Raw genomic sequence first — 22898 nt, 5'->3', positions numbered from 1 at the left:
TAGGCGATTTTATTACTGATAAAATCGCAGTCAAGCAGTAAGGTCATTGGCTTTTAATCGCCGGATCTTTATAATTGCCGAGGATGGTTAGTACCGTCAAGTATAATGTACCACGATCTTTAGCAGGATTTAAGAAATAAAATGTATCTTGGCGATATGCTGTATTATTAATCATTAATTAATATTATACAACTAACTAATGGCTGGGTTTTGAGGAAAAACTTTCACTCTTTAGATAGTTGTCCTTGATGGTAGAATTTCAAATAATAAACTGGAAATTAGCGATCGCAATCAGAAATTAGGGGCATGATTGCGCCGGGATTTTTGGCTAAGAATTATTCTTTTGCAAAAGCCAGTTTTATAAAAATCAACCCAAGGATAAACTAGGATTTTTGAATTTCATAGAAGTGCAACGTCTCTTCGTGTTTTGAGCAAGTCAGAAGCTTTACTTATCTTTGCTCTAGCAAATCTGCAATTAAGGTTAGTAATTCAGTTGGTTTTACTGGTTTAGCAATGTGTTTCTGGAAACCAGCTGCTAAGACTCGTTCGCGATCGCTTTCTCCAGCGTAAGCGGTAAGAGCGATCGCCGGGATTTTCCCTCCTTTTTCCTTGGGCATAGCCCTAAGTAGCTTAATTAGGTTGTAGCCATCTATCTCCGGCATTCCGAGATCGCTGATTAATAAATCAGGTGCGGTCTTGACGATGACAGCTATCGCCTCATTTGCCGATGCTGCTACTTTTGTCAGCGCCCCATTTTGTTGTAGCAAGAAATGCAAAAACTCCCGTGTGTCAGCATCATCATCGACAATCAATATCCGTATTCCGGCGATCGCTGACGAGTTAAATTTCTTCTCTGTTTCCTCTGCTTGCTCTGTCACCCTACTTTCTGGCATCACGGGCAGTTTAACAGTAAAAATTGCTCCCTGTCCAATTCCTGGACTATCTGCGGTGACAATACCACCATGCAACTCTACCAGGTGGCGAACTATTGCCAATCCCAGTCCCAGCCCACCAACTTTTTTGGTTGTGCTGCTATCGGCTTGACGAAAATGTTCAAATACGTGGGGTAGGAATTCGGGGGAAATACCTTGACCTGTGTCTTTAACTTGAATCAGCGCTGAATGGGAAGTCAATTCCCGACTCAATGATAGGTTGATTTCCACTGAACCATTGGGGGGAGTGAACTTGACAGCATTGGAGAGTAAATTCCCCACAACTTGCTGCAAGCGATAATGATCGCCTGATACTTTACCAACATTGGAGTCAAGCTGGATTTTTATCTGAATAGATTTGCTTTCTGCTATTAACCGGACTGTTTCTAATGCAGAATTAATTACAGATGCCAGATTAACAGTGGCAAAAGTTAGGTTCAATTTACCGCGAATAATTCGGGAGACATCCAGCAATTCATCAATTAATTGAATCTGCAATTGAGCATTTCTTTCGATGGTTTCCAAAGCCCGATTTGTGGTAACTTCATCAAACTTGCGGCTTTTGAGGAGGGATGACCAGCCAAGAATGGGGTTGAGGGGCGATCGCAATTCGTGGGAGAGAATAGCGAGAAACTCATCTTTATTCCGATTTGCCTGTTTGAGTTCCTCTGCTTGTTGTCTAAGTGCCTTTTCTAATTGCTTCCTTGGGGTTAAGTCAAGAATAAAACAGATCCAAGATACCGGATCTTCTTCCACCAAAGCACCACCAATTAGGATCGGAATGCGCGAGCCATCTTTGCGGATGTATTCTTTTTCAAAAGGATTGCATACTCCAACCGTTAAAAGTTGCTCTAGCCCTTGCCGATCGAGAGCGTGATATTCCGGTGGAGTAATTTGTTGTCTGCGTACCTTACCTGCTAATAGTTCCTCTCGCGTATAACCCACCATTTCCAAAAAAGCCTCGTTCGCCTCAGTAATGTGGTCAAGATTGGCGAACATAATGCCAATAATATTGGAATCAACTAAGCGCCTTAACTGAGTTTCCCGCTGGCGCAAATCATTTTCTACCTGTTTGCGCTGGGTAATATCCTGAGCAGTACCCATCATTTTGACTGGCTCACCCTCAGCATCACAAAAAATCCGACCTTTAGCAGCAATCCAATGAATGCTACCATCAGACCAAAGGCTGCGGTATTCAATGTCATACTCAACCTTTTCTTTAAAACAGCGAGCGATCGCTTGATTGATGCGTTGATGGTCTTCTGGGTGTACACAGTTGAGGAAAAGCTCATAGTCCATTTCGACTTCTGGGTTTAGTCCAAACAGCTGCTTACATTTCTCTGTCCAAATTAACTCGTTGCTAGTGATATTCCAAAACCACATACCCATTTCTGCGGCGGTAGTCGCTAACCGAATCCGTTCTTCACTTTCGCGCAGGTTTGTTTCAATTTGTTGGCGTTCGCGTAGCGCAGCTTGCTGTTCGGTAATATCAGTACTAGCACCAACTACCCGGACTACCTGACCATTTCCATCCCGGACAGCAAACCCCTGGTCTTTCACCCACAAATAGCGGCCATCTCTGTGACGGACTCGATACTCGATGCTATAACGGTTGCCATTGGCCATACTAGCCGTAAACTGGTCGTTAACTCTTTCTTGGTCATCAGGGTGGATGAGTTTTTGCCACCATTCAAAGGTTGGTTTAGCTTCTTGTTGCTGGTAGCCAAAAACCTCAGTTAGACCCTGAGTTCTTTCCACAGTATTTCTTTGCATCTCCCAGTCATAGATTAGGCAATTAACCGCCGCCGCCGCTAGCTCAAACCTTTCATTACTTTGGCGCAGGGAAATTTCTGTGTGTAGTCGCTCTGTAATATCAAAAGCGATTCCCAAAAGATATTGTGGGAATCCTTCAGCAGTTCTGCTATACACAGTGTCATAGCTACAAAACCAACGCCAATCTCCATTAGCATGTCGAATCCGATATTCAAAACTGAAGACTTCGCCCTGACAATTAGAATTAAATTTCTCAAAATAGCTAGGGAGTCGGGCCAAATCTTCAGGATGGAGAAGTTGGGTAAATAACTCCTTTCCCATTACCTGGATTTCTGCTGGTGTGTAGCCCCAACCTTGAGTAATTTCGTAATTAACGTAAGCATTTCGCTGCTCAATTAGGTCATATATATAAAGTATCCCTGGAAGAGTGGCAGCAATTTCTTTAAACAAACGTTGACTATCCCACAGTGCCGGAAATTCATTCCCATCAACTTGTTGAGTATCTTCAGTACAGTTACAGTTTTCCTCAAATTGTGCGGGCTGAGATCCTGTAATATCCGAAAAAGTTGTGACGATCGCGTAGGGAGTGGTTCCTCCGCTTTGGAATAGAGGTTGTGAAGACAACAATAGCCAGATTAGCTCACCATTGGGCTTATAAAAGCCACATCCGACATTCAAGCAAGGTTTACCTGTTTTCTGAGCAGCGATCGCCGGGTGAGTCTCACTCAGCATTGGAGAGCCATTTTCATGAATAAATTGCCACTTGAGATTGAGCAAATTTTGCCCGACAAGCTGTTCTGCGGTTAGTCCCAGAATGCGATTACCATCTGTATTGCAAGCCTGAATAGTGCCATCAGCCAACAGAAGCATCATTCCCTCTTCTTTCCTGGCTTGCAGCGAATAATCTGCTTTGTTACTAACTTGCCGGTGCAGCAGCTTCTCATTAGCCATCTGACTTTGGGACTTTTCCGCGTCTGGCATTCTATAAAGTTAAATAAATTTAAATTTAACGTAGGATTTAGCAGATCGTGTTTACATAGATTTTAGGGCAATTTCTGTCAATTTTAGCCTAAATATTACTAGCTAGTGGGTATTATGACTGAAGACTTCCGGTGCTACTGCGATCGCTGGTTTATTTCTTGATAAGTGGGCAGTCTATCCCTTTTTATTACTCTCATCAAATAAAAATCATCAACTTTGATTTTTATAGATTTTGATCTTTTTCAAATCAATATCCCAGCAATACAAGCGGTGATAAAACCCGCTAACAATCCGCCAATCATTGCTCTTACACCCATCCGAGCTAAATCATGCTGGCGGTTAGGTGCTATCCCAGTAATGCCGCCAATTGTAATGCCAATTGAACCTATATTTGCAAAGTTACATAAGGCGTAAGTCGCAATAATTACTGCCCGTTGAGAAATTTTACCACTTTCAATTAATGCCTTCAAATCCAGAAAAGCAATAAACTCATTGAGAATTGTCTTTGTACCCAATAACGCCCCCACTTGCCGACAATCAGCCCAAGGTACGCCCATCAGCCATGCCACTGGAGCCATAACAAAAGATAAAATCCACTGTAAGGACAGTTGTTGTAAACCTACAAATGCCCCCAACCATCCCAGCAGTGCATTTAAAGCAGCCAATAATCCCAAAAAAGCGATAATCATCACCCCAACATTAACTGCTAGCTTCACGCCGTCAATTGCTCCGGTAGTAGCAGCATCAATTACATTTACATAATTGGTTTCTACATTTGCTTTTGCTTTTCCAACGGTTTCTGAGACTTCTGTTTCTGGATAGAGTAATTTTGATACCACCAACGATGTAGGAGCAGTCATAAAAAAAGCAGCAATTAAGTGTTCTGCTGGTATCCCAAAGGAAAGGTATGCCCCTAGTACTCCAGCCGCAATTGTGGCAAAACCACCCGTCATCACAGCATGAAGTTCTGATTGCGTCATCTTCGCTATGTATGGTTTAACCATCAGCGCCGATTCTGTTGGCCCTAAAAAGATGTTACCTGCACAGGATAAAGATTCAGAACCCGATGTTTTCATTGTTTTCATCATTACCCACGCCATCACATTTACCACTCGCTGTAAAATGCCGTAGTAATACAAGACGCTGATGAAGGCAGAGAAAAAGATAATTGTTGGTAGCACTTGGAAGGCAAAGAAATGATCCTTAAAATTTTCTCCAAAGACAAATTTGGCACCAACATCAGAAAATGCTAAAAATTTGCCGACAAAATCTCCCAGAAATTTAAATACATTCAAACCCCAAGGAGTTTTAAGAATCACTAGTGCCAATGCAAATTCTAATCCCAAACCCCACCCCACTATCCGCCAACGCACCGCTTGACGATTAACCGAAAAGGCGTAGGATATACCGATAAAAACTAAAATTCCCAATGCAGAGATGGCGCGTTCCATATTTACTCCCAGAAAGGTATCGCTAAGGCACTTGGCCACAAAGCATACACAAAAATACGCCTTGTTTTGTGGCTTTGTAGCTAATTACTTTTTCTATGCTGTTTTTAATAAGTAAAAACATAATCCCCATAAATAAATTTAGGGGATTTAATCAGCGTGTCGTGTCTTGTAGATGCAAAGTGGCTTCTGAGAGAGTAACAAATATTCTGACTCCTGAATTCTTCTTCAAGCACCCTAAAAAACAGAAATTTGGCAGGAGGTTTAATCTAAGTTCCTAAGTTGATATTTCTGATGAAAGACCCAAGTAATTTTGGACAATCTGTAAAATGCGCTCTGCTGCATGACCATCTCCAAAGGGATTAATTGCATTTGCCATTGCTTCATAAGCATCTGAATTGCTCAGTAACTCAGCAGCGGTTGCAAAAATATTCTCACTCGTAGTCCCTACAAGTTTAGCTGTACCGGCTGCAACAGCCTCTGGTCTTTCGGTGGTATCTCTCAAAACCAATACTGGTTTTCCCAAACTGGGGGCTTCTTCTTGCAAGCCACCAGAGTCAGTGAGCAAAAGATGCGATCGCCCAATTGCTCCCACCAGTTCGCCATAATCGAGAGGTTCTGTCAAGAAAATTCGGGGATGATTTCCTAAAAGCTCTTGTAATGGGACTCGTACTGTCGGATTGCGGTGTAATGGTAAAAGCATTGCTGTATCAGGAAACTTGTCTAAGATTTGTAAAAAGCCTTGAGCGATCGCTAAGAGGGGTTCTCCCCAATTCTCCCGTCGATGAACTGTTGCTAAGAGAACGCGATATGAATCCCAGTCTAAGCCTGGTACATTACAAACAGATTGGGTTGCAGCGACATTCAACAGCGCATCAATTACCGTGTTACCCGTCATGTGAATTTCACCCAAAACACCAGAACGGTGCAAATTTTCCACAGCCCAAGGAGTTGGCGCAAAGTGCAACTGAGTAATTTGAGAAATCAACCGCCGATTAGCTTCTTCTGGATAAGGATTGAAGATATCATCAGTTCTTAAACCTGCTTCCACATGACCGATAGGAATTTTTTGATAAAATGCTGCCAAAGCTGCCGCAAAAGCCGTTGTAGTGTCTCCCTGCACCACTACTAAATCTGGCTTTTTCTCTTTAAATAACGCTTCTAACCCTTGTAAACTGCGGCAGGTAATATCATTTAGAGATTGCTGAACCTGCATAATTTCCAAATCATTATCTGCCTTGATGTTGAACAGTTGCATAACTTGCTCAACCATCTCCCGATGCTGTCCAGTTAAAATTACTTGCGACTCAAAAGCTGAAGACTTCTGGAAAACCTGAATCACTGGAGCGAGTTTAATCGCTTCGGGACGAGTACCCAAGATAATGCAAACCCGTTTTTGATTAGTCATTAGTCATTAGTCATCTGTCGTTTGCCAATGGTTATAGTCAATGGTCTATGCTAAATAGTCAAGAGTTGGCAGTCAATCATCACACAAATCATAAATATAAAAGGATAAATCATATAAAAAGCATGAAAAAACCCGGCTTAATCGGGTAGATGCACTGTTTATCGAATTAAAATGCGATCGCATAACTAAAAAGCATGAAAAAACCCGGCTTAACCGGGCAGACACACTGTTTGTCGTATTTACCTGTAATGACTAAATTTTAATCTCACAAGTTAAAGGGCAAGCAGCGTAAACAGTAGTCTGCATTTGGTCTGCCTCTCCATGCAGCCAGCTTAACCATTTGACTTCATTAGGATGAACTCCTTTAAGGGTTAGCACACCCGCAGCCAATACAACTGCCATGACATTAAACATGATTAAAGCGCCTGCTACAAGCAAAACAGCACTAACAGGCATCACAGATTGCAAAACGATTGACAACAGACATCCGACCGTAGCCATCAAGACAACTAGTGGAAAACCCACAACTAACAAGCATACTGCTAATGTAAAAGTCCATATTAAAAAGCTTTTAATCATCAACAAGGAGTAGGTCTTTCCTAGATTAGAGCTTTCAGCAGAAACCATTGACTTTTCCTCCCAAAAATACACAACAATTTTTAATTTCAGTTAGATTTCGCTTTTCGCGAGTCAACTGATTTTCTTTCTCAGTGAAATCCAGTATATAAAAACTAATCGGAAAAATGAGCATTTATTTACTAAAGTTTACAGTTAGTTTTTTGTAATTGTGGATGTAAGGTCAAGCTTACATCTATTAAAAGAACTTGTTTTCTGCATCTATCTTCAGATGTATAACCTCAAAGGTATGAGCTTTTAACTTTGATCCCCAGATATTGCTCCTACTCAACTTAACATTTCTTATAAAAATCAATAGCTATTCTCATAATTTTTAAATGGGCTGAATAAATGAACAATCAATATTTGTGTTGTTAATTGCTGGTAATTAGCGTCCATGTCTGGGATAAATTTCTCATCTAAGGACTGAAAATATTTATGTTTAGTCAGATGTTCTATAAAATACAAATCCGCCTATGTATTATAACTGAGGTCTTTTGAGTCCTTGGGTGTGTTAAACCAGGTTAGATAGGTTAAATAATTTATCTAAATTTTCTGATTAGCAAAATTTCTGGAAAAAAAGATACAAGTCGAGGTGGATGAAATGGATTGACCGTGGTTCTAGAATTTCAATCGCCTCCCATCACCATGAGAGCTTGCACGCCAGTATTCTCCAAAAGTCATCAAAGTAAGTGACTTGACTTCTCGCTAATTCAACTTTTTAACCGCCAAATGTGAAGATATATGACAGAATCACAGTCTCCATCAAATTCTAACTCTGTTACCGAACGTAACCTGCCTCCAATGCCGCCACCTCCGCCAGCCTTTAGTACACAGAGGCAGATGACACAAACATTGGATATGTCAATGGAGAGGAGTACTAACGCTCCTGTTGCAGGTCATCGTCCGGTTGCTCCTCCGCCAATACCTAGTTCAGTTTCCCCTAAAAACAGCAATGCGGGGCCCACTTTAGAGAAGTTGATCAGGCTAGCTTACGATCAGGGATATTCTGACCTTCACTTGGGAGTAGGTGAAGTACCCCGCTTCCGCAGCCGAGGAGAAATTCAATCAACGGATTATCCAGAAACAGATAAAGAAGGTTTCATGAGTTGGTTGCGGGAGGTGATGAGTGAGGCAGAAATTCAGCGCTTTGAAGAACACTTAGAATTTGATGGAGCAACTCAATATGACTTTGCTCGCGTGCGGATTAATGTTTTTGGCACCCTTAGAGGGCCTGCAATGGTCTTGCGGTTGATTCCACTGAAAATCTTAACTATGGAACAGTTGAATTTACCCCCAATTTTTCGGGATATTTGTCATCACCACAAAGGTTTGATTTTGGTGACTGGGCCTACTGGTTCTGGTAAGTCCACCACAATGGCCGCGATGGTTGACTACATCAATAAGGAGATGGCCAAGCATATCATCACCATTGAAGACCCGATAGAATTTATCCATCAAAGCCGCAAGTCTTTAGTCAAACAGCGAGAAGTGGGAATGCATACCCGGAAATTTGACAACGCTTTGAAAGCAGCTTTGCGGGAAGATCCAGATTTGATTCTGGTAGGGGAAATGCGGGACAAAGAAACAGTTAACACCGCCCTTAAAGCCGCTCAGACAGGTCACTTAGTTATGGGAACCCTGCACACCAATAGCGCTGTCAAAACCATTGAGCGGATTCTTAACCTCTACTCTGGTGACGAACAGGATGCAATGCGGGTGGCAATTTCTGAGTCTTTAGTGTCAGTAATTGCTCAAGGTTTGTGTCGCACAACTGACGGCAAGCGGGCTGCTTTCCACGATGTGCTGATCAATACTGAAGCAATTAAAGAATGGATTAAAGACGGTAAATATGATGAAATTGGCGAGTTGATGAAACAAGCTAGCTTTGACGGGATGATTACCATGAATCAGTCATTGCTTAATCTCTATCAAGACGGTCGGATCACTGAAGAAACTGCTCTAGAAATGTCGCCAACTCCTAATGAAATGGCCCAGTTTCTCCGAGGTCGAGTTTAAGTGGGTACTGGGGATTAGGAATTAGGGATTAGGGGAGAATAATTACTGGCTACTAAATATTGCCTAGTCCCCAGTCCCCAATTCCAAATATCTTTCCGATCCTGGTTGCAGTTATAGCTAAGGTAAAAGGTAAAAGAGAGAGTTTTTACTTTTAGCTAGCCTTTGTGAATAACTTGACAACAAACAAACTATCTACACCCCAGTTGTTTAAAGGCATTGCCCTATTTACACCTGGAGGAGATTTAATTTACTGCATCGATCCTAGCAAGCAAGGTCGATGGCACTTGCATTTATGTTCAGCTTTGCAAGAAATCCTAGATTTACCAGAGCCACCGCACTTTTTAGTGCCTTGTTATACTGCGACTATTGACCACTGGTTAGATCCGCGCACTCAACAAGTGCGAACTTTTGCTGAAGCTTATCCGGCTGTAGTTAGACATCAAGCTTTGCTTAATGCCATTTTTGGTACAGGGGAGTTAGCATGGCAAGCTGCCCCTTGGCAAGATGGGTTGTGCGATCGCATGGTGTTAACAACTTATCGTTCCTCATTCCCGCAGCTTTGGGAAGATCACGATTTAATTGTTCGTCTTGACCTTTCTGAACCTGTACCAAAATACCACCAGCCAGTAATAGTACAAAAAAAGGAAGTAATTACACAAGGCTATGTTCTCCGCTTGTTTGTAGCCGGACATAGCAGTACAACCGAACGTATTCTGCAAAATTTACACGAATTGTTGGAGCGATCGCTGGGACATCCTTATACTTTGAAAGTGATTGATGTTTTAAGTCATCCAGAACAAGCAGAACTCAATCAAGTTTCTGCAACGCCTACCCTTGTCAAGGTTTGGCCTCACCCAATTCGGCGAATCGTTGGAGAGTTGGATCATGTAGAAAAGATTTTACAAATGTTAGCTGCTAAGGAAAATTTTTAAGTTTTATAGCAAATTGAGAATTACAAAGTGAAATGCAGAATTTCGAGAGGTGGCAATTGTTTTCGCTAGAAATAAAAGAAAGTCTGTAGTAAGCTAATAGCTCGTAAACCGCTTTGCAATCAGACTAGTTTTTTTGTGAAGTGCGCGAATGGGTAGGTGTTGGTGAAGAGGTTACTATAAAAATGGCTGAATTGCCGTGGATGTAAGAACTTGACGGCTGTAGAATCTTAAAGCCATCCGCGCACCTTATATGGACTGGCTTTCAGCTATTTTCGTCTGGCACAATTGCCACTCCTCATGTTATGATTTTCCTACTCGCGCTATTGAACCTTGAAAACAAAATAACAGAAGGCTTTCAGATGCCAGCGATCGCAATCAACTAAAATCCCTATTAGGGATTGAAACTACTACAAACAATAACAAGTAATATTAGATGCTATAGCGTTTCCTAATCACATCAGGTACATCATAGCCCCCTCATCGCTTGCGGGGAGGGGGTTGGGGGTGGGGTTCTTGTACCTCACTCAACTGAGAACCGCTATAACTTTATGGCGATTTTGTTAAAGTATAAAATCTGTCAGAACGCATCTGAGTGCCATTTCGCCAAACTTCCACTTTTTCAGGGCTGACTAAATAATAGAAACTACCATTATCTGCTCGATATTTGCCTTGACCAATATTTAAAGCTGCAATTTTTATCGGCTTGCTTGGGTCTTGCTTCAACTGCCCAATATAAAAGAACTGACCATTTTCTTCACAGACTTTTACACGAATATTTGCAGTCTCACCCTCAATGATGATAACTCCATTACACTGAATATTATTAATAGGTGCAACAGCTATTGGAATTAGCTGTGAAGGTGAAACTTGCTTTGCTACTGGGGGTGTCGAGACTGGGTGGTTAGGGTTATCAACTTGTTGAACTTTAGAAGCAGGAAAAACACTCGCAGTTAAGGGTGTTAACAGACGAAGGGGATCAACTGCTATTTGACCATTTGGATGAACTTCAAAGTGGAGATGAGGTGCTGTACTATTGCCCGTAGATCCCATCTCAGCAATAATTTGACCTTGAATGACCTGCTGACCCTTACTCACCAACAAACGGCGATTGTGACCATAAATAGTAATACTGCCATCAAGATGTTTAATAGTTATGGCATTGCCTAATCCCCAATTATCCCAACCTGCTTTTACAACCCTACCCGATGCAGCAGCAATAATCGGAGTTCCAGATACCCCTGCAATATCAATTCCTTCATGTTGATATTTGCGAAAGCCTTGAGAAATAAACCCTTGGGTTGGCCAGATCAGATTAGAAGCAGGGATAGGAGTATGCTGTATTGGAGAATCACTTGCTAACTGTGTTAGGGCAGATGTAGTTGTATTTAATCCGATGGTTAAGGATATTAACCCAATTAATCCATAAGTGCGGTATCGATAAACAGTAATTTTTTTCATAAATGGCAAGCTTATTAAAACAATAATTCAGATAGTTTCTGATTATTTGCTGTTTCAAGCTGACTCGGAAAATATCAGGACGTTTAGCAGATATAGCATCTTTAAAATCGAGATCCTCACCAAACACCTTGGTACTACAAGTACAATATTTGCCCCGTATGCTAGCCATCGGCGCACCGAATGGCAGCATACGTTTATCAATCGCTAGAGAACAAGGGTTAAAGACTCCCAATGTTGCGTCAGCTTCCTTCTTACTTCAGGAGGGGCGGTCACTGAACTTGCCGAAGTGTCGAATTTTATAAGTTATATTACTCCTGCCTTCTGCCTTAAACCTTAGTGTAATTGTCGATTACTTTGGCTAAATCTGGCACTGCTTCTTCCACGTGCTTTTTAGCTGAACCGCGAAATTTTTCATAGGTTCCTCGCACAATTTGGCGTTTGGCGTTCTTGACTCTAGCATCAGTGACACTCAGTAGCGCATCTGCCGTATGAGAGCGATTTTTACTCAGGTGTCCAATCGGATCGCCTTTCTCTACGCCTTCACTCCAAATGGGGTCGAGTGCCGTGAAGCACTGCGGCAGGATCTGCTCAACTACGTAGGGGATATACCCAGGCTTGACTCCCTTCAGGGCGGCGAAGGCAGTTTTCAAAGCAATACCGCTCATACCTGACTTGGATGCCAGCTGTACTTCTATCATGTTGCAACATTCATCTATGACCATAGCCTTTTTGGTCGGGTTTGAAAATCCTTCGCTAAGTCCCATTTCACTTTTCCTTATCTAAGTACTTAATTTCTATTCGACTAGCTTTTTTAGCAAGCAGGAAATTACAGAAAATGGTATCAAAGTTGGAGGATGTTATGAACATCACGCTCTCACTACTTAAGTAGGACTTACGCAAAAATTAACGCACTAGGGGCAATTCATGAATTGCCCTAAGAAGAAAATTTTTCTTTTTGGCTATTGTTTGCGTAAGTCTTATTAAGGCTTCACCCATCATGCAATCCGCTTGGATTATAGCCAGTACTCTTTGTCAAAGCCATTTTCTAGTGGGTTTCGGGGAAAGAGTGAATGATAAAATTCAGGTTATCCCATCTTGCTGAGACCTGAGTTGTGTCTCTGGCAGACTTGAGCCAGTAGGTAAAGCCCTATGTTCAGATGCCGAAGTTCCATCTGAAGAATCTGGAGGTTTTGAGCCACCCGATCGCTTCCGAGAAAATATAGCTTGAGCCAAGCTCTTAACCAAAATATACAAAATTGGCACTAGGAACAAACTCAAGAATGTCGCAAGGAGCAGGCCCCCAAAAAGCGCTGTTCCCAAAGACCAACGGCTGCTGGCTCCAGCCCCCTCAGAGATCACCAAGGGCAAAAATCCTAACAACGCTGCAAAGGAAGTCATTAAGATGGGTCGCAGACGTTCTTCCCCGGCTTTTACCGCCGCTCGCGTGTAGCTCATACCCTGCTCATGCAATTGATTGGCAAATTCCACGACTAAAATCGCGTTCTTTGCGGCTAAACCAATCAAAGTTACTAAACCTACTTGGCAATAGATATCATCTACCACTTTGGGGAATAGGCTATCTGCCATGAAAATATTGGAACGTATCCAAATCGCGGTCATCGCTCCCAAAACGGCTAGGGGAACTGTCAGCAAAATAATGATCGGGTCAACGTAGCTTTCATACTGAGCCGATAGCACCAGAAAGACAATAACGATCGCTAAGGCAAAAATCAAGCCCGTAGATCCCCCTGATGTCTTTTCCTGGAGATAAGTCCCTGTCCACTCGTAACCAAACCCTTGAGGTAAGACCTCTGCTGCTACTTCCTCCATCGCTTTAATCGCTTCCCCCGAACTCGAACCGGGAGCGGGAGCGCCCTGGACTTTGATTGACCGATACAAGTTGTAATGGGAAATGGTTTTCGGCCCCACAAAGGGAGTAACTGTCACCAAATTGCTTAATGGAATCATTGCCCCACTTGCAGAGCGAACATACAGCTTGCCAATATCATCTGGATTAGAACGGAAAACTCCATCCGCTTGCACATATACCCGATACTGTCGCTGTCCCTGCACAAAGTCATTCACATATCGCGACCCCAAGTAACTTTGCAATGTCCCAAAGATGTCGCTGAGTTCGACATTGAGAGCTTTAGCTTGGTTACGGTTCACTTGAATGTCAAACTGAGGAGTGTCGGCGGTGAACTGAGTGAAGACTCTTTGTAGAACAGGCTTTTTATTTGCCGCCCCAATGAATTTGTTAGCAGTATCAACCAGGGTTTGAATCGGCGCACTGCCGGTTTTGTCTTGAATGATAAACTCAAAACCACCCGTACTACTTAACCCTCTAACCGGAGGAGCATTCACAGCGATCGCTCTGGCTTCTGTAATTGTAGAGAGCTTTTGGTTCAACCTCTGAAGTATTCCATAGACAGACTCAGATTCTTTAGTTCTCTCTTTCCAGGGTTTCAGGTTTGCAAAGGCAATGCCTAAATTAGAAGCATTGCCATCGAAACCAAAGCCACTGATCATAAAACTAGCTCTAACTTCGGGAGCCGATGTTACTTCTTTGACAACCTTGTTCATTACAGATTCGGTATATTTCAAAGAAACCCCATCAGGCCCCTGGACAACGACAAAGAAGTAACCTTGATCTTCCTCTGGAATAAATCCGGTAGGTACTGCTCTGTACATCAAAACCGTTGCGACTAAACCAGTAATAAAAACCCCAATTACAATCGGTTTGATATGGGTGAGGTAGCTAACAAACCCGACATATCGGCGTGTGAACCAGCTAAATCCCCGATTAAACTGCGTAAAAAACCACCCCAAAGGGCCCCGTGGAGTCTGAGCCGGGCGCATGAGGATGGCTGCCATACTTGGGGAGAATGTTAAAGCATTGAAGGTCGAAATGGCAATGGAGCAAGCAACGGTTAATGCAAATTGTTTGTAGACAATCCCAGTAGTGCCTGGAATAAATGCAACTGGAATAAATACCGCCATGAGTACAAGTGAAGTGGCAATAATTGCCCCAGTCAACTCTTTCATGGCTTCGACAGCAGCATCAAAGGGCCTCATGCCCTGCTCTAGTTTGACTGCAACTGCCTCCACTACAATAATGGCATCATCAACGACAATACCGATCGCCAGAACGAAACCAAATAAGGTCAGTGTATTAATCTGAAATCCTAAAACGAAAAGAGCCGCACATGTCCCAACCAAAGAGACTGGGATCGCAACAGTGGGAATGATCGTAGTCCGCCAGTCTTGCAAAAAGACGAAAATTACCAAGACCACCAGGATAATCGCCTCAACCAGGGTATGTAAAACTTCTTCTAAAGAAATTTCTACAAATGGAGTGGTATCAAATGCTAACTGTGCTTTTAGTCCAGGTGGAAAACTCTTCTCTAGTATTTTGATCTGCTCTTCAACAGAATGGGCAACGTCTAGAGCATTACTACCGGGAAGTTGATATATCCCCAAACCCACGGCTGCCTTGGGAGCATTTCCGGGGATGGTGAATTTGGCATCAGCGAGATAGCTCTCTGCACCTAGTTCAACTCTACCGATATCTCTAAGCTTAACTAGAGTGCTATTAGTGGTGTTATTAGTGCCACCTTGACTCACCTTCAGCACCATATCTTCAAATTCAGCCGCATCTTTAAATCGACTGGTTGCCCGTAAAGCAAATTCAAAGCTTTGATTATCTGGTGCTGGTTCCTTACCGATGGCCCCTGCACCCACCTGAATATTTTGTTCTTGCAGGGCGGCTGTCACATCTTGAGGAGTTAGTTGATGTTGGGCAAGCTTGTTGGGATCGAGCCAAAGACGCATGGCATATTTGCGCTCCCCAAAAATCCTGGCACTTCCTACACCAGGAAGACGTTTGATCTGATCGAAAATATACAGATCGACATAGTTACTGATAAAAATGTTGTCATACTCATTATTATCTGAGTAAAACCCATAGACCAGAAGCAGACTGCTTGATGCCGTTTCAACGGTGACACCTGTTCGTTGAACAGTGTCTGGCAGTTGAGGCTCAGCAAGTGCTTGTTTATTTTGAACGTTTACTTGAGCAATATCACTATTGACATTAGTTGGGAAGGAGACGGTTATATTGCTGGAACCATCATTACCCGTATTAGAAGATATATAAGATACATCTTTAACACCATTAATTTGTCGCTCAATAATGTTGGTGACAGTATTTTCTGTTGTTTGAGCATCTGCACCAGTATTGTTAGAGCTAACAGTGATTTGCACCGGAGCGAGGTCTGGTAGCTGAGAAATGGGAAGGATTGGAATACAGATGCTTCCCAGCAGCAAAATGATGAACGTACAGACCGTCGTCAAGACTGGACGTTTTATGAAGGTATTGACAAACATAAATCCAGGAAAAGTTTAATACTGGTCACGGATGGAGTAGCTTGTTATTAATATAAGAATTTATTAAGGTTTAGTGTTAGCGATCGCACAAAGTTTTAGATATTGGGTATGGGTTATTCTCCCTGTTTCCCTAGTTTGGAGCATAATCCCCCCTAAATAAAAAGGGGGGATCGAGGTTTCATTCAGGTTTTAAGTGCGTAAGTCCTATTCCTGATGAGATTTGCCATTACCCTGAAAATTTAACAACTGCTCGTCATTAACCCAAATTGCTTGTTGAGGTACAGAGATGGAAATTCCGGCTTGGTCTAGGGCAACTTTCAGGCGGCGGCGAAACTCCCGTGCTACATCCCATTGTTTGAGGGGCTGGGTTTTAATCCAGACACGAATAATCAAACCGCGATCGCCAAATTGATCTATTCCTAAAACTTGCGGCGGTTCCAAAATTTGACGCTGCCATTGCATTTCTTGGTTCATCTCGAAAGCAACAGTTGCAATCAACTTCAAAGCTTCTTCTGTATCGGCTTGGTAGGCGATGGGAACCGTTAAATCGGCTCGTGACCAACGACTGGAAAGATTTGCAACAACTTTAATTTCACTATTGGGAATGGTGATCAAGCGCCCTTCGGAATCCCGCACTTGGGTCATCCGCAGATTCAGGTTTTCTACTAAACCTCCCACGTCTCCCACACTAATCACGTCGCCTAAAGCATACTGGTCTTCTAGAATAATCAGGAAACCGTTAATTGCATCTTTAATTAAGTTTTGCGAGGCCAAAGATAATGCAACACCAACTAAACTCGCACCCGCTAGCAAGGGAACAATATCTATTCCCAAGGATACCAGCGCTAGCAAAAAACCTACTCCTACCCAGATAGCAGTAGTGATACTTTTAGTCACACCAGAAAATGTGGAAACTCGCAGTTGCAGCCGTGCAGAACTTTCTGGGGTCAGGAAAGCACCACTGCTGATCAGAGTGGAGGCGAAGCGGTCAATTAGGGCGTATGTCAAACGGATGGCTACATAGATTCCCAGGCATACGATGCCTAATCGCAAAGGAAATTGGAAAGCATTGAGAATTCCTACCTGAAACCCTCGTGTATAGGGAAATAGACCCAAAATAAAAAAGCTTCCACCTCCCCAAATTCCGGCTTGACTTAGCTGAAATAATCGTCTTTTTACTTCTTGGAGATGCTTCTTTTGCTGTTGATTCAGTTGTGTTGTAATTGGTTGATTTGCTGCTGGTGAAATTGGGGAGTTTATCAGCCCTCTGGGGAGTTGGGAGGCGACAGGATTGACTGAATCTGAATCCTTTTGGGAACGTCGTTGCCAGCCATATAGCCCCAAACTCATAATCACCATTGCTACTCCAGTACCCGCAGCAATTTTACCTTGGTTGATTAAAGATTGAGTTTGTCTTTCTTGCTTTGCTTCTTGCAAGTCTTCTTGTAATGATTCTGCGACTTGATTTGCCGATGTTGATATATCTACTTGTCGCAGTCCAGCATCCTCAGAAGTAACGGTCATCAGATATTGGTCATTGACATAAATTACTGGTAATTCGTTGACTTTCCGAACTTCTACCTTGACTGCTGTTTTTGGTGGTGACTGAAAGTAATTTTGACCAATTTTATCTAACTTCTTTTGAATATCTTCTGAACGTTCAGGAAAGTTGGTTCTTGATGCCGCTATTTGAAATAACCGACGACCATCTAAATAAATCCAGCCCGAAACAACTCTGTTATCTGAATAATTGCTCACACTGCTGGGAGCTTGCAGTTGCGGTAAAAAAGGAATCTGGGCTGTGGCTTTTGGCACAGATACAACGCCTATGGCTACTGAACTGGCGATGCCTACGGCGGGCAAAGCCAACGCCAAAAATTGAAAACGCACTCAAACACCTCCTTGAAAACAATTGAATATTGACTACTTCTATAACCATCCTCCGCAATTACTTTGAGTAAATGTACTTATCTAAAGTTGAGGTTTTTTCTTTAGATAATGAAATTTTGATGTTGTTTTGTTTTTGATATATCTTTAGATAGATGACAATTTACTTAAAATCAGCAATCCAATCTGAGAAGAGTCTTACTCTTACCAAAGATAAAACAAAAAGAAAGAACCTGGCGATGAAGTTGACATTAGGGTAATCAAACGTCAAGCTAGTTTTGAGGATTATTGACTAGTGATTTGCTTTCTTTCAAGCAAAAATCGCAAGTTGTACAATAACCTAGTAGAGTGCGTAAAATTTACGTAACTTTTTTAATTTTTTGAGGTAACTTTTGATGACCGCAACTTCTCCCCGATTAAAGCACGAGGTTAAAGACCTCGGCCTAGCTGCCTTGGGAAGACAGCGCATTGAATGGGCTGGACGCGAAATGCCAGTTTTGAAGCAAATCCGCGATCGCTTTGCTATCGAAAAGCCCTTCGCTGGTTTACGCCTTGTAGCTTGCGCCCACATTACAACAGAAACAGCACACTTGGCGATCGCTCTGAAAGCCGGTGGTGCAGACGCGCTTTTAATTGCTAGTAACCCCTTATCAACTCAAGATGACGTAGCCGCTAGCCTCGTCGCCGATCATCAAATTCCCGTCTTTGCTCAAAAAGGCGAAGATAACGAAACCTATAACCGCCACGTTCAAATAGCTTTAGATCATCGCCCCAACATTATTGTTGATGACGGTAGCGATGTGGTTGCGGCTTTAATCCAACACCGCCAACACCAAATTGCTGATTTGATTGGTAGCACCGAAGAAACCACAACCGGTATCGTGCGCCTCCGCGCCATGTTTAAAGATGGCGTTCTCACCTTCCCCGCAGTCAACGTCAACGACGCTGATACCAAGCACTTCTTTGATAATCGCTATGGTACTGGGCAATCAACCCTAGATGGCATTATCCGCGCCACAAATATTTTGTTGGCTGGTAAAAACATTGTTGTCGTCGGTTATGGCTGGTGTGGTAAAGGTACAGCCCTTCGCGCCCGTGGAATGGGTGCTAACGTCATCGTCACCGAAATCGACCCCATCAAGGCAATTGAAGCCGTAATGGATGGCTTCCGCGTCCTGCCAATGGCTAAAGCTGCATCTGAAGGTGATATTTTCATCACTGTGACTGGTAACAAGCACGTCATTCGCGGTGAACACTTCGATGTGATGAAAGACGGTGCGATCGTTTGTAACTCTGGTCACTTTGACTTAGAACTTGATTTGAAATATTTGGCTGCACAAGCTAAGGAAGTCAAAGATGTTCGTCCTTTCACTGAAGAATATAAGTTGAAAAATGGTAAATCAGTTGTCGTTCTCGGACAAGGACGCTTGATTAACCTAGCTGCGGCTGAAGGACACCCCAGCGCGGTAATGGATATGAGTTTTGCCAACCAAGCTTTGGCTTGTGAATACCTGGTGAAGAACAAAGGTAAGTTGGAACCTGGTTTGCACTCAATTCCGGTTGAAGTCGATCAAGAAATTGCTCGTTTGAAGTTGCAAGCTATTGGTATCACGATTGATAGCTTAACAGCAGATCAAATTGAGTACATCAATTCTTGGACATCGGGAACTTGATACATTGATTAATTGATTTTTTGGGGATAGGCTTTTGAGCTTATCCCTTTTTTTGTGTTCGCACATTCGCTGAAGCATTCCCGTAGAGTAAGTAAGTCGGCAAGAATAAATACAAAGTACATTAAGTAGTGTAAAAAATATTGAGATTAGTTCGTAGTGAGGGCTTCAGCCCTCATTTGAGGACTAAAGTCCTCACTACAAACCTTGAATTATTCACGCCGCCCTACTTAGACGCAAGTGCAATAGCTTACTTAAAAGATTAGGTAATATTAGAACTTAGATTATTATTTTTTATATGTCAGCAAAAGATATTTTTCATAATACTGTGAAAGTAGCCTTAGAAAAAGATGGCTGGAAAATTACACACGATCCCTTGTTCTTTCAACTCACTGAACAAATTAGAATTAAAATAGACATGGGAGCGCAAAAGTTAATTGCGGCTGATAAAGATGAGCAAAAAATAGCAATAGAGGTAAAAAGTTTTATTGGGATGTCAGCAATTTCAGAATTTCATACAGCTGTTGGTCAATTTTTGAACTACAGAGTAGCATTGGAGCAAAAGGACTCTGAACGAGTATTATACTTAGCAATAGCTAAAGATATCTACCAAGAGTTTTTTGTGGATGCTTTTATTCAAAGTGTATTAGAACGATATGAAATCAAGTTATTAGTTTTTCATGTCCAAAAACAGGAGATAGTATTATGGAAAAATTAAATTATCAGGAATTAGTGAAAAAAATTATTTATAAATATGTAAAAGATCAACCAAAAGAAGATTTAGAAAATACTGAAATTGTCTTTGATACAGAACGCGATCGCTACTTATTATTATATGTGGGATGGCATGATGAAGAAAGAGTATATGGATGCCCCATTCATATTAGTATCAAGGATGATAAAATTTGGATTCAGCGCGATTTTACTGAAGAAGGAATAGCTAATCAACTAGTAGAATTAGGTGTACTGACAACAGATATTGTTTTAGGTTTTAGATCGCCTTATGTCCGGCAATTTACTGGTTTTGCATCTGTTTAGTAATGTCATAACTTCAAACTGTTAACTTGATATACTAAAAATATTCCTATATACAAATCTCATGTTAACCGTAACAATTGATGAAATCCAACAAAATATAAGTAGCTATCTTCGCCAAGTAGCAGCAGGAGAAAGTATTATTATCACGCAAGCAGGTAAACCTATTGCAGAAATTAAACCAGTTTCACCCACTTCCCAACAAATTAGACCTTATGGCTTATGTGCTGGGGAATTCATTGTTCCAGATGATTTTGATAGTCCCTTACCTGAAGAGATTTTAAATAGTTTTGAAGGAAAATGAAACTATTATTAGATACCCATATTTTCTTATGGTTTATTAGTGGCGATCAAAAATTATCAATTCATTTACAAAATAGTATTCGTGATTTAAATAACGACATATATTTAAGTTGTGTTTCAGTTTGGGAAGCAACTGTTAAATATCAGTTAGGTAAATTACCATTACCAGAATCACCTGAAATCTACCTTCCCAAGCAGCGTCAGCAGCATTTAATCAGTAGTCTCAACCTAGATGAAGAAAGTGTTGCTCAACTCTTGAATTTACCATTGTTACATCGCGATCCCTTTGATAGGATGTTAATTTGTCAAGCTTTACAACATAAATTAACAATTTTAACTGTAGACCCGGCAATTCGTTCCTACTCGGTCAGTGTTTTATATTAAGGTAATAATTAAAAATCTGGAATAGAACAGCCTTTACATTTTAAAAGTGCATAAGAGTATGCTTTTTTCAACATTAAATAATCAACACTAACTCAGAGCGATCGCCTGTGGCAAGCTACGCCTACGCAAGGGCAATTCATAAACTGCCCCCACCTGAAAATCAGGGTTTCAGCTATTGCTTGCGTAACTCCTGTTCGCTTTTCGCTGTCCGGCTAAAAAGTCGATAGTATAGCGACGCACTAGTTTCTTTTAAGGGAAACAGCAGATAGGTAAGAGGATTTATTGCCACAATAATATTTCGGAAGTCTCGCCGAGCAAAAAACAAGATAGCACGAGCAACTTGCTGTGCAGACATCACTCCATAAGGATTCAGTTGACTCTTAAACGGGCCAAGAATTAACTTGCGAATTACACAATCCCCATCCAAACGCTTGAGGGTAACAATATCTCCTAGCGATCGCTTGCTGAGTTCATAAAGCGGACTCAGGGCTGGAGAAACCTCAGCTTCAGAAGTGTTTACCCAAATTTCCTTCGTTGCTTTTGCTTGTGGCCCTGTTATAGTTGTCAAAAATATATCCATCAACCGCAATGCGGAAAAGGTGTTCACCTCATAAGAGGAATTTATCGCCTCCGATGTACGGCTAGCGTAAACATTGATTCCGTGGTTGATAATTAAAATATCTACTTTTTCTAAACTATCCCTCAGTTCGGCTTCATTACCCAACTGCCAGCGAACCACTTTCACCCCAACTTGCTCTACTAATTTTTTGGGATTAGTGCTTAATGCCACGACTTTAGCATTATTCTTGACAAGTTCAGCCGCCAGCGCTTGCCCTAACGCTCCTGATGCTCCGGTTAAAGCGATGGTTTTCCCCTTAAGAGATAGTCCTGTACCCAGAATTTTATCCACTAGGGGAAAGACACCACTGTAGTAAGCGTTGACATCATCAAAATGATGCCGCCAATGGTAAGACCGATTCACCCACCAAATGGATGGAATTGTCTCTAAAGGGCCGGGGAGGTGGTTGAAATCTGTATCAATTTTTCCCTGGAAATATCGCACAGACGCGCCATACAAGAAGGTGGAACCATAAGCTACTCCCAGCCATAACCCCATCTGCTGGACAATTAAGGCAATGACTACCAGTATCACCAGCAGTAGACTCGATTCTAAAATGTCGTGATAGAGTTGGGATTCTTGGTAAATTTTCAGGGAAACTATCGATAAATCGCGGCGATAGGCTGCATGGTGCTTGTTGTGCCATTTAGCAAGCCAATTGACTTGGTGACACAAAGCATGGTAGCTGTCTCTCAAGACCTCAGCAAGCAAAAGTGAAAAAAGTCCCCAGCTAACAAACTGCAAGCTGATATTTAGCCAAACCCAATTAGTTTGTAACCCTGCCTCAATTCCCATCAAGTTTTCAGCTAATATTTTTATCATGTTTGTCTCTACTCGTTTTTCTTAATCATTCTTCATGATCTGATAAAGGGGCGTTAAGGTCGAGTCTAGAGCATCATATAGCCAGCTTCAATGTGGGTAAAGTGTTTGCTCAATTGCTGATGTGCTTTTGGTAAGAGAACTCCAAAGAATGATTGATCCTATGATAAGAGAAAGGTAACTTTATTTTGTAGCCGAACTCATGTCTCCAAAATCTGTCATTCAACTC

Annotated in this window: 16 protein-coding genes; 7 read left to right on the top strand and 9 right to left on the bottom strand. The window is 41.9% G+C overall.

The features are described 5' to 3' along the window. Positions 1-449 precede the first annotated feature (449 nt). From V7K55_RS12110 to V7K55_RS12095, 4 genes are all read right to left on the bottom strand, one after another. Positions 450-3686, bottom strand: a complete 3237-nt coding sequence (locus V7K55_RS12110; protein ID WP_334831504.1) for a PAS domain-containing protein — start codon at positions 3684-3686, stop codon at positions 450-452. Positions 3687-3928: 242 nt separating this feature from the next. After that, the gene (locus tag V7K55_RS12105; protein ID WP_334831541.1) at positions 3929-5137 is read right to left on the bottom strand and encodes a NupC/NupG family nucleoside CNT transporter; all 1209 of its coding nucleotides are present in this window, start codon (positions 5135-5137) and stop codon (positions 3929-3931) included. 274 nt (positions 5138-5411) lie between these two features. Then, complete coding sequence (gene wecB / locus V7K55_RS12100; protein WP_334831502.1) at positions 5412-6542, bottom strand: non-hydrolyzing UDP-N-acetylglucosamine 2-epimerase; 1131 nt, start codon at positions 6540-6542, stop codon at positions 5412-5414. Between the two features lie 252 nt (positions 6543-6794). Further along, a complete protein-coding gene (locus tag V7K55_RS12095; RefSeq protein ID WP_334831500.1) occupies positions 6795-7169 on the bottom strand; it encodes a hypothetical protein in 375 nt (124 codons plus the stop codon). A 732-nt stretch (positions 7170-7901) separates the two neighbouring features. Between V7K55_RS12095 and V7K55_RS12090 the strand changes: the two genes are divergently transcribed. Next, positions 7902-9176 (top strand): type IV pilus twitching motility protein PilT, encoded by a 1275-nt coding sequence (locus tag V7K55_RS12090; protein ID WP_334831498.1) that lies wholly within the window; start codon positions 7902-7904, stop codon positions 9174-9176. A 164-nt stretch (positions 9177-9340) separates the two neighbouring features. Then, the gene (locus V7K55_RS12085; protein ID WP_334831496.1) at positions 9341-10108 is read left to right on the top strand and encodes a circadian clock KaiB family protein; all 768 of its coding nucleotides are present in this window, start codon (positions 9341-9343) and stop codon (positions 10106-10108) included. Positions 10109-10654: 546 nt separating this feature from the next. Here V7K55_RS12085 and V7K55_RS12080 read toward each other — a convergent pair. The 4 genes from V7K55_RS12080 to V7K55_RS12065 all read right to left on the bottom strand — a co-directional run bounded on the left by V7K55_RS12080 (position 10655) and on the right by V7K55_RS12065 (position 17842). Further along, positions 10655-11566, bottom strand: coding sequence for a M23 family metallopeptidase (locus tag V7K55_RS12080; protein ID WP_334831494.1), 912 nt, complete (start codon positions 11564-11566; stop codon positions 10655-10657). A gap of 326 nt (positions 11567-11892) precedes the next feature. Further along, positions 11893-12330: a DUF6918 family protein gene (locus tag V7K55_RS12075; protein WP_334831492.1), complete on the bottom strand. Its 438-nt coding sequence runs from the start codon at positions 12328-12330 to the stop codon at positions 11893-11895. A 316-nt stretch (positions 12331-12646) separates the two neighbouring features. Beyond that, entirely contained in the window at positions 12647-15952 is a 3306-nt protein-coding gene (locus tag V7K55_RS12070) for an efflux RND transporter permease subunit (RefSeq protein ID WP_334831490.1), read from the bottom strand. Between the two features lie 204 nt (positions 15953-16156). After that, on the bottom strand, positions 16157-17842 hold the full coding sequence (locus V7K55_RS12065) for a mechanosensitive ion channel family protein (protein WP_334831488.1): 1686 nt from the start codon (positions 17840-17842) through the stop codon (positions 16157-16159). 392 nt (positions 17843-18234) lie between these two features. Between V7K55_RS12065 and ahcY the strand changes: the two genes are divergently transcribed. The 5 genes from ahcY to V7K55_RS12040 all read left to right on the top strand — a co-directional run bounded on the left by ahcY (position 18235) and on the right by V7K55_RS12040 (position 21231). Continuing rightward, positions 18235-19512 carry an adenosylhomocysteinase gene (gene ahcY, locus V7K55_RS12060; RefSeq protein WP_334831486.1) on the top strand — a complete coding sequence of 426 codons (1278 nt, stop codon included), beginning with the start codon at positions 18235-18237 and terminating at the stop codon, positions 19510-19512. A gap of 295 nt (positions 19513-19807) precedes the next feature. Beyond that, entirely contained in the window at positions 19808-20227 is a 420-nt protein-coding gene (locus tag V7K55_RS12055) for a XisH family protein (RefSeq protein WP_334831484.1), read from the top strand. Continuing rightward, positions 20215-20547 (top strand): XisI protein, encoded by a 333-nt coding sequence (locus V7K55_RS12050; protein WP_334831482.1) that lies wholly within the window; start codon positions 20215-20217, stop codon positions 20545-20547. The genes V7K55_RS12055 and V7K55_RS12050 overlap by 13 nt, the downstream gene beginning before the upstream one ends. 61 nt (positions 20548-20608) lie before the next feature. Next, the gene (locus tag V7K55_RS12045; protein WP_334831480.1) at positions 20609-20848 is read left to right on the top strand and encodes a type II toxin-antitoxin system Phd/YefM family antitoxin; all 240 of its coding nucleotides are present in this window, start codon (positions 20609-20611) and stop codon (positions 20846-20848) included. Further along, positions 20845-21231, top strand: a complete 387-nt coding sequence (locus V7K55_RS12040; RefSeq protein WP_334831478.1) for a type II toxin-antitoxin system VapC family toxin — start codon at positions 20845-20847, stop codon at positions 21229-21231. Before V7K55_RS12045 ends, V7K55_RS12040 begins: the two co-directional genes overlap by 4 nt. A 172-nt stretch (positions 21232-21403) precedes the next feature. On the opposite strand, the gene V7K55_RS12035 is transcribed toward V7K55_RS12040, so the two are convergent. After that, positions 21404-22672: a bifunctional sterol desaturase/short chain dehydrogenase gene (locus V7K55_RS12035; RefSeq protein ID WP_334831476.1), complete on the bottom strand. Its 1269-nt coding sequence runs from the start codon at positions 22670-22672 to the stop codon at positions 21404-21406. Positions 22673-22898: the final 226 nt, after the last annotated feature.

Origin of the sequence: Nostoc sp. (assembly GCF_036919895.1) — a bacterium.
Classification (GTDB): domain Bacteria; phylum Cyanobacteriota; class Cyanobacteriia; order Cyanobacteriales; family Nostocaceae; genus Nostoc.
The sequence above is the reverse complement of the archived record's forward strand: the minus strand, read 5'-3'. Positions and strand labels throughout refer to the sequence as shown.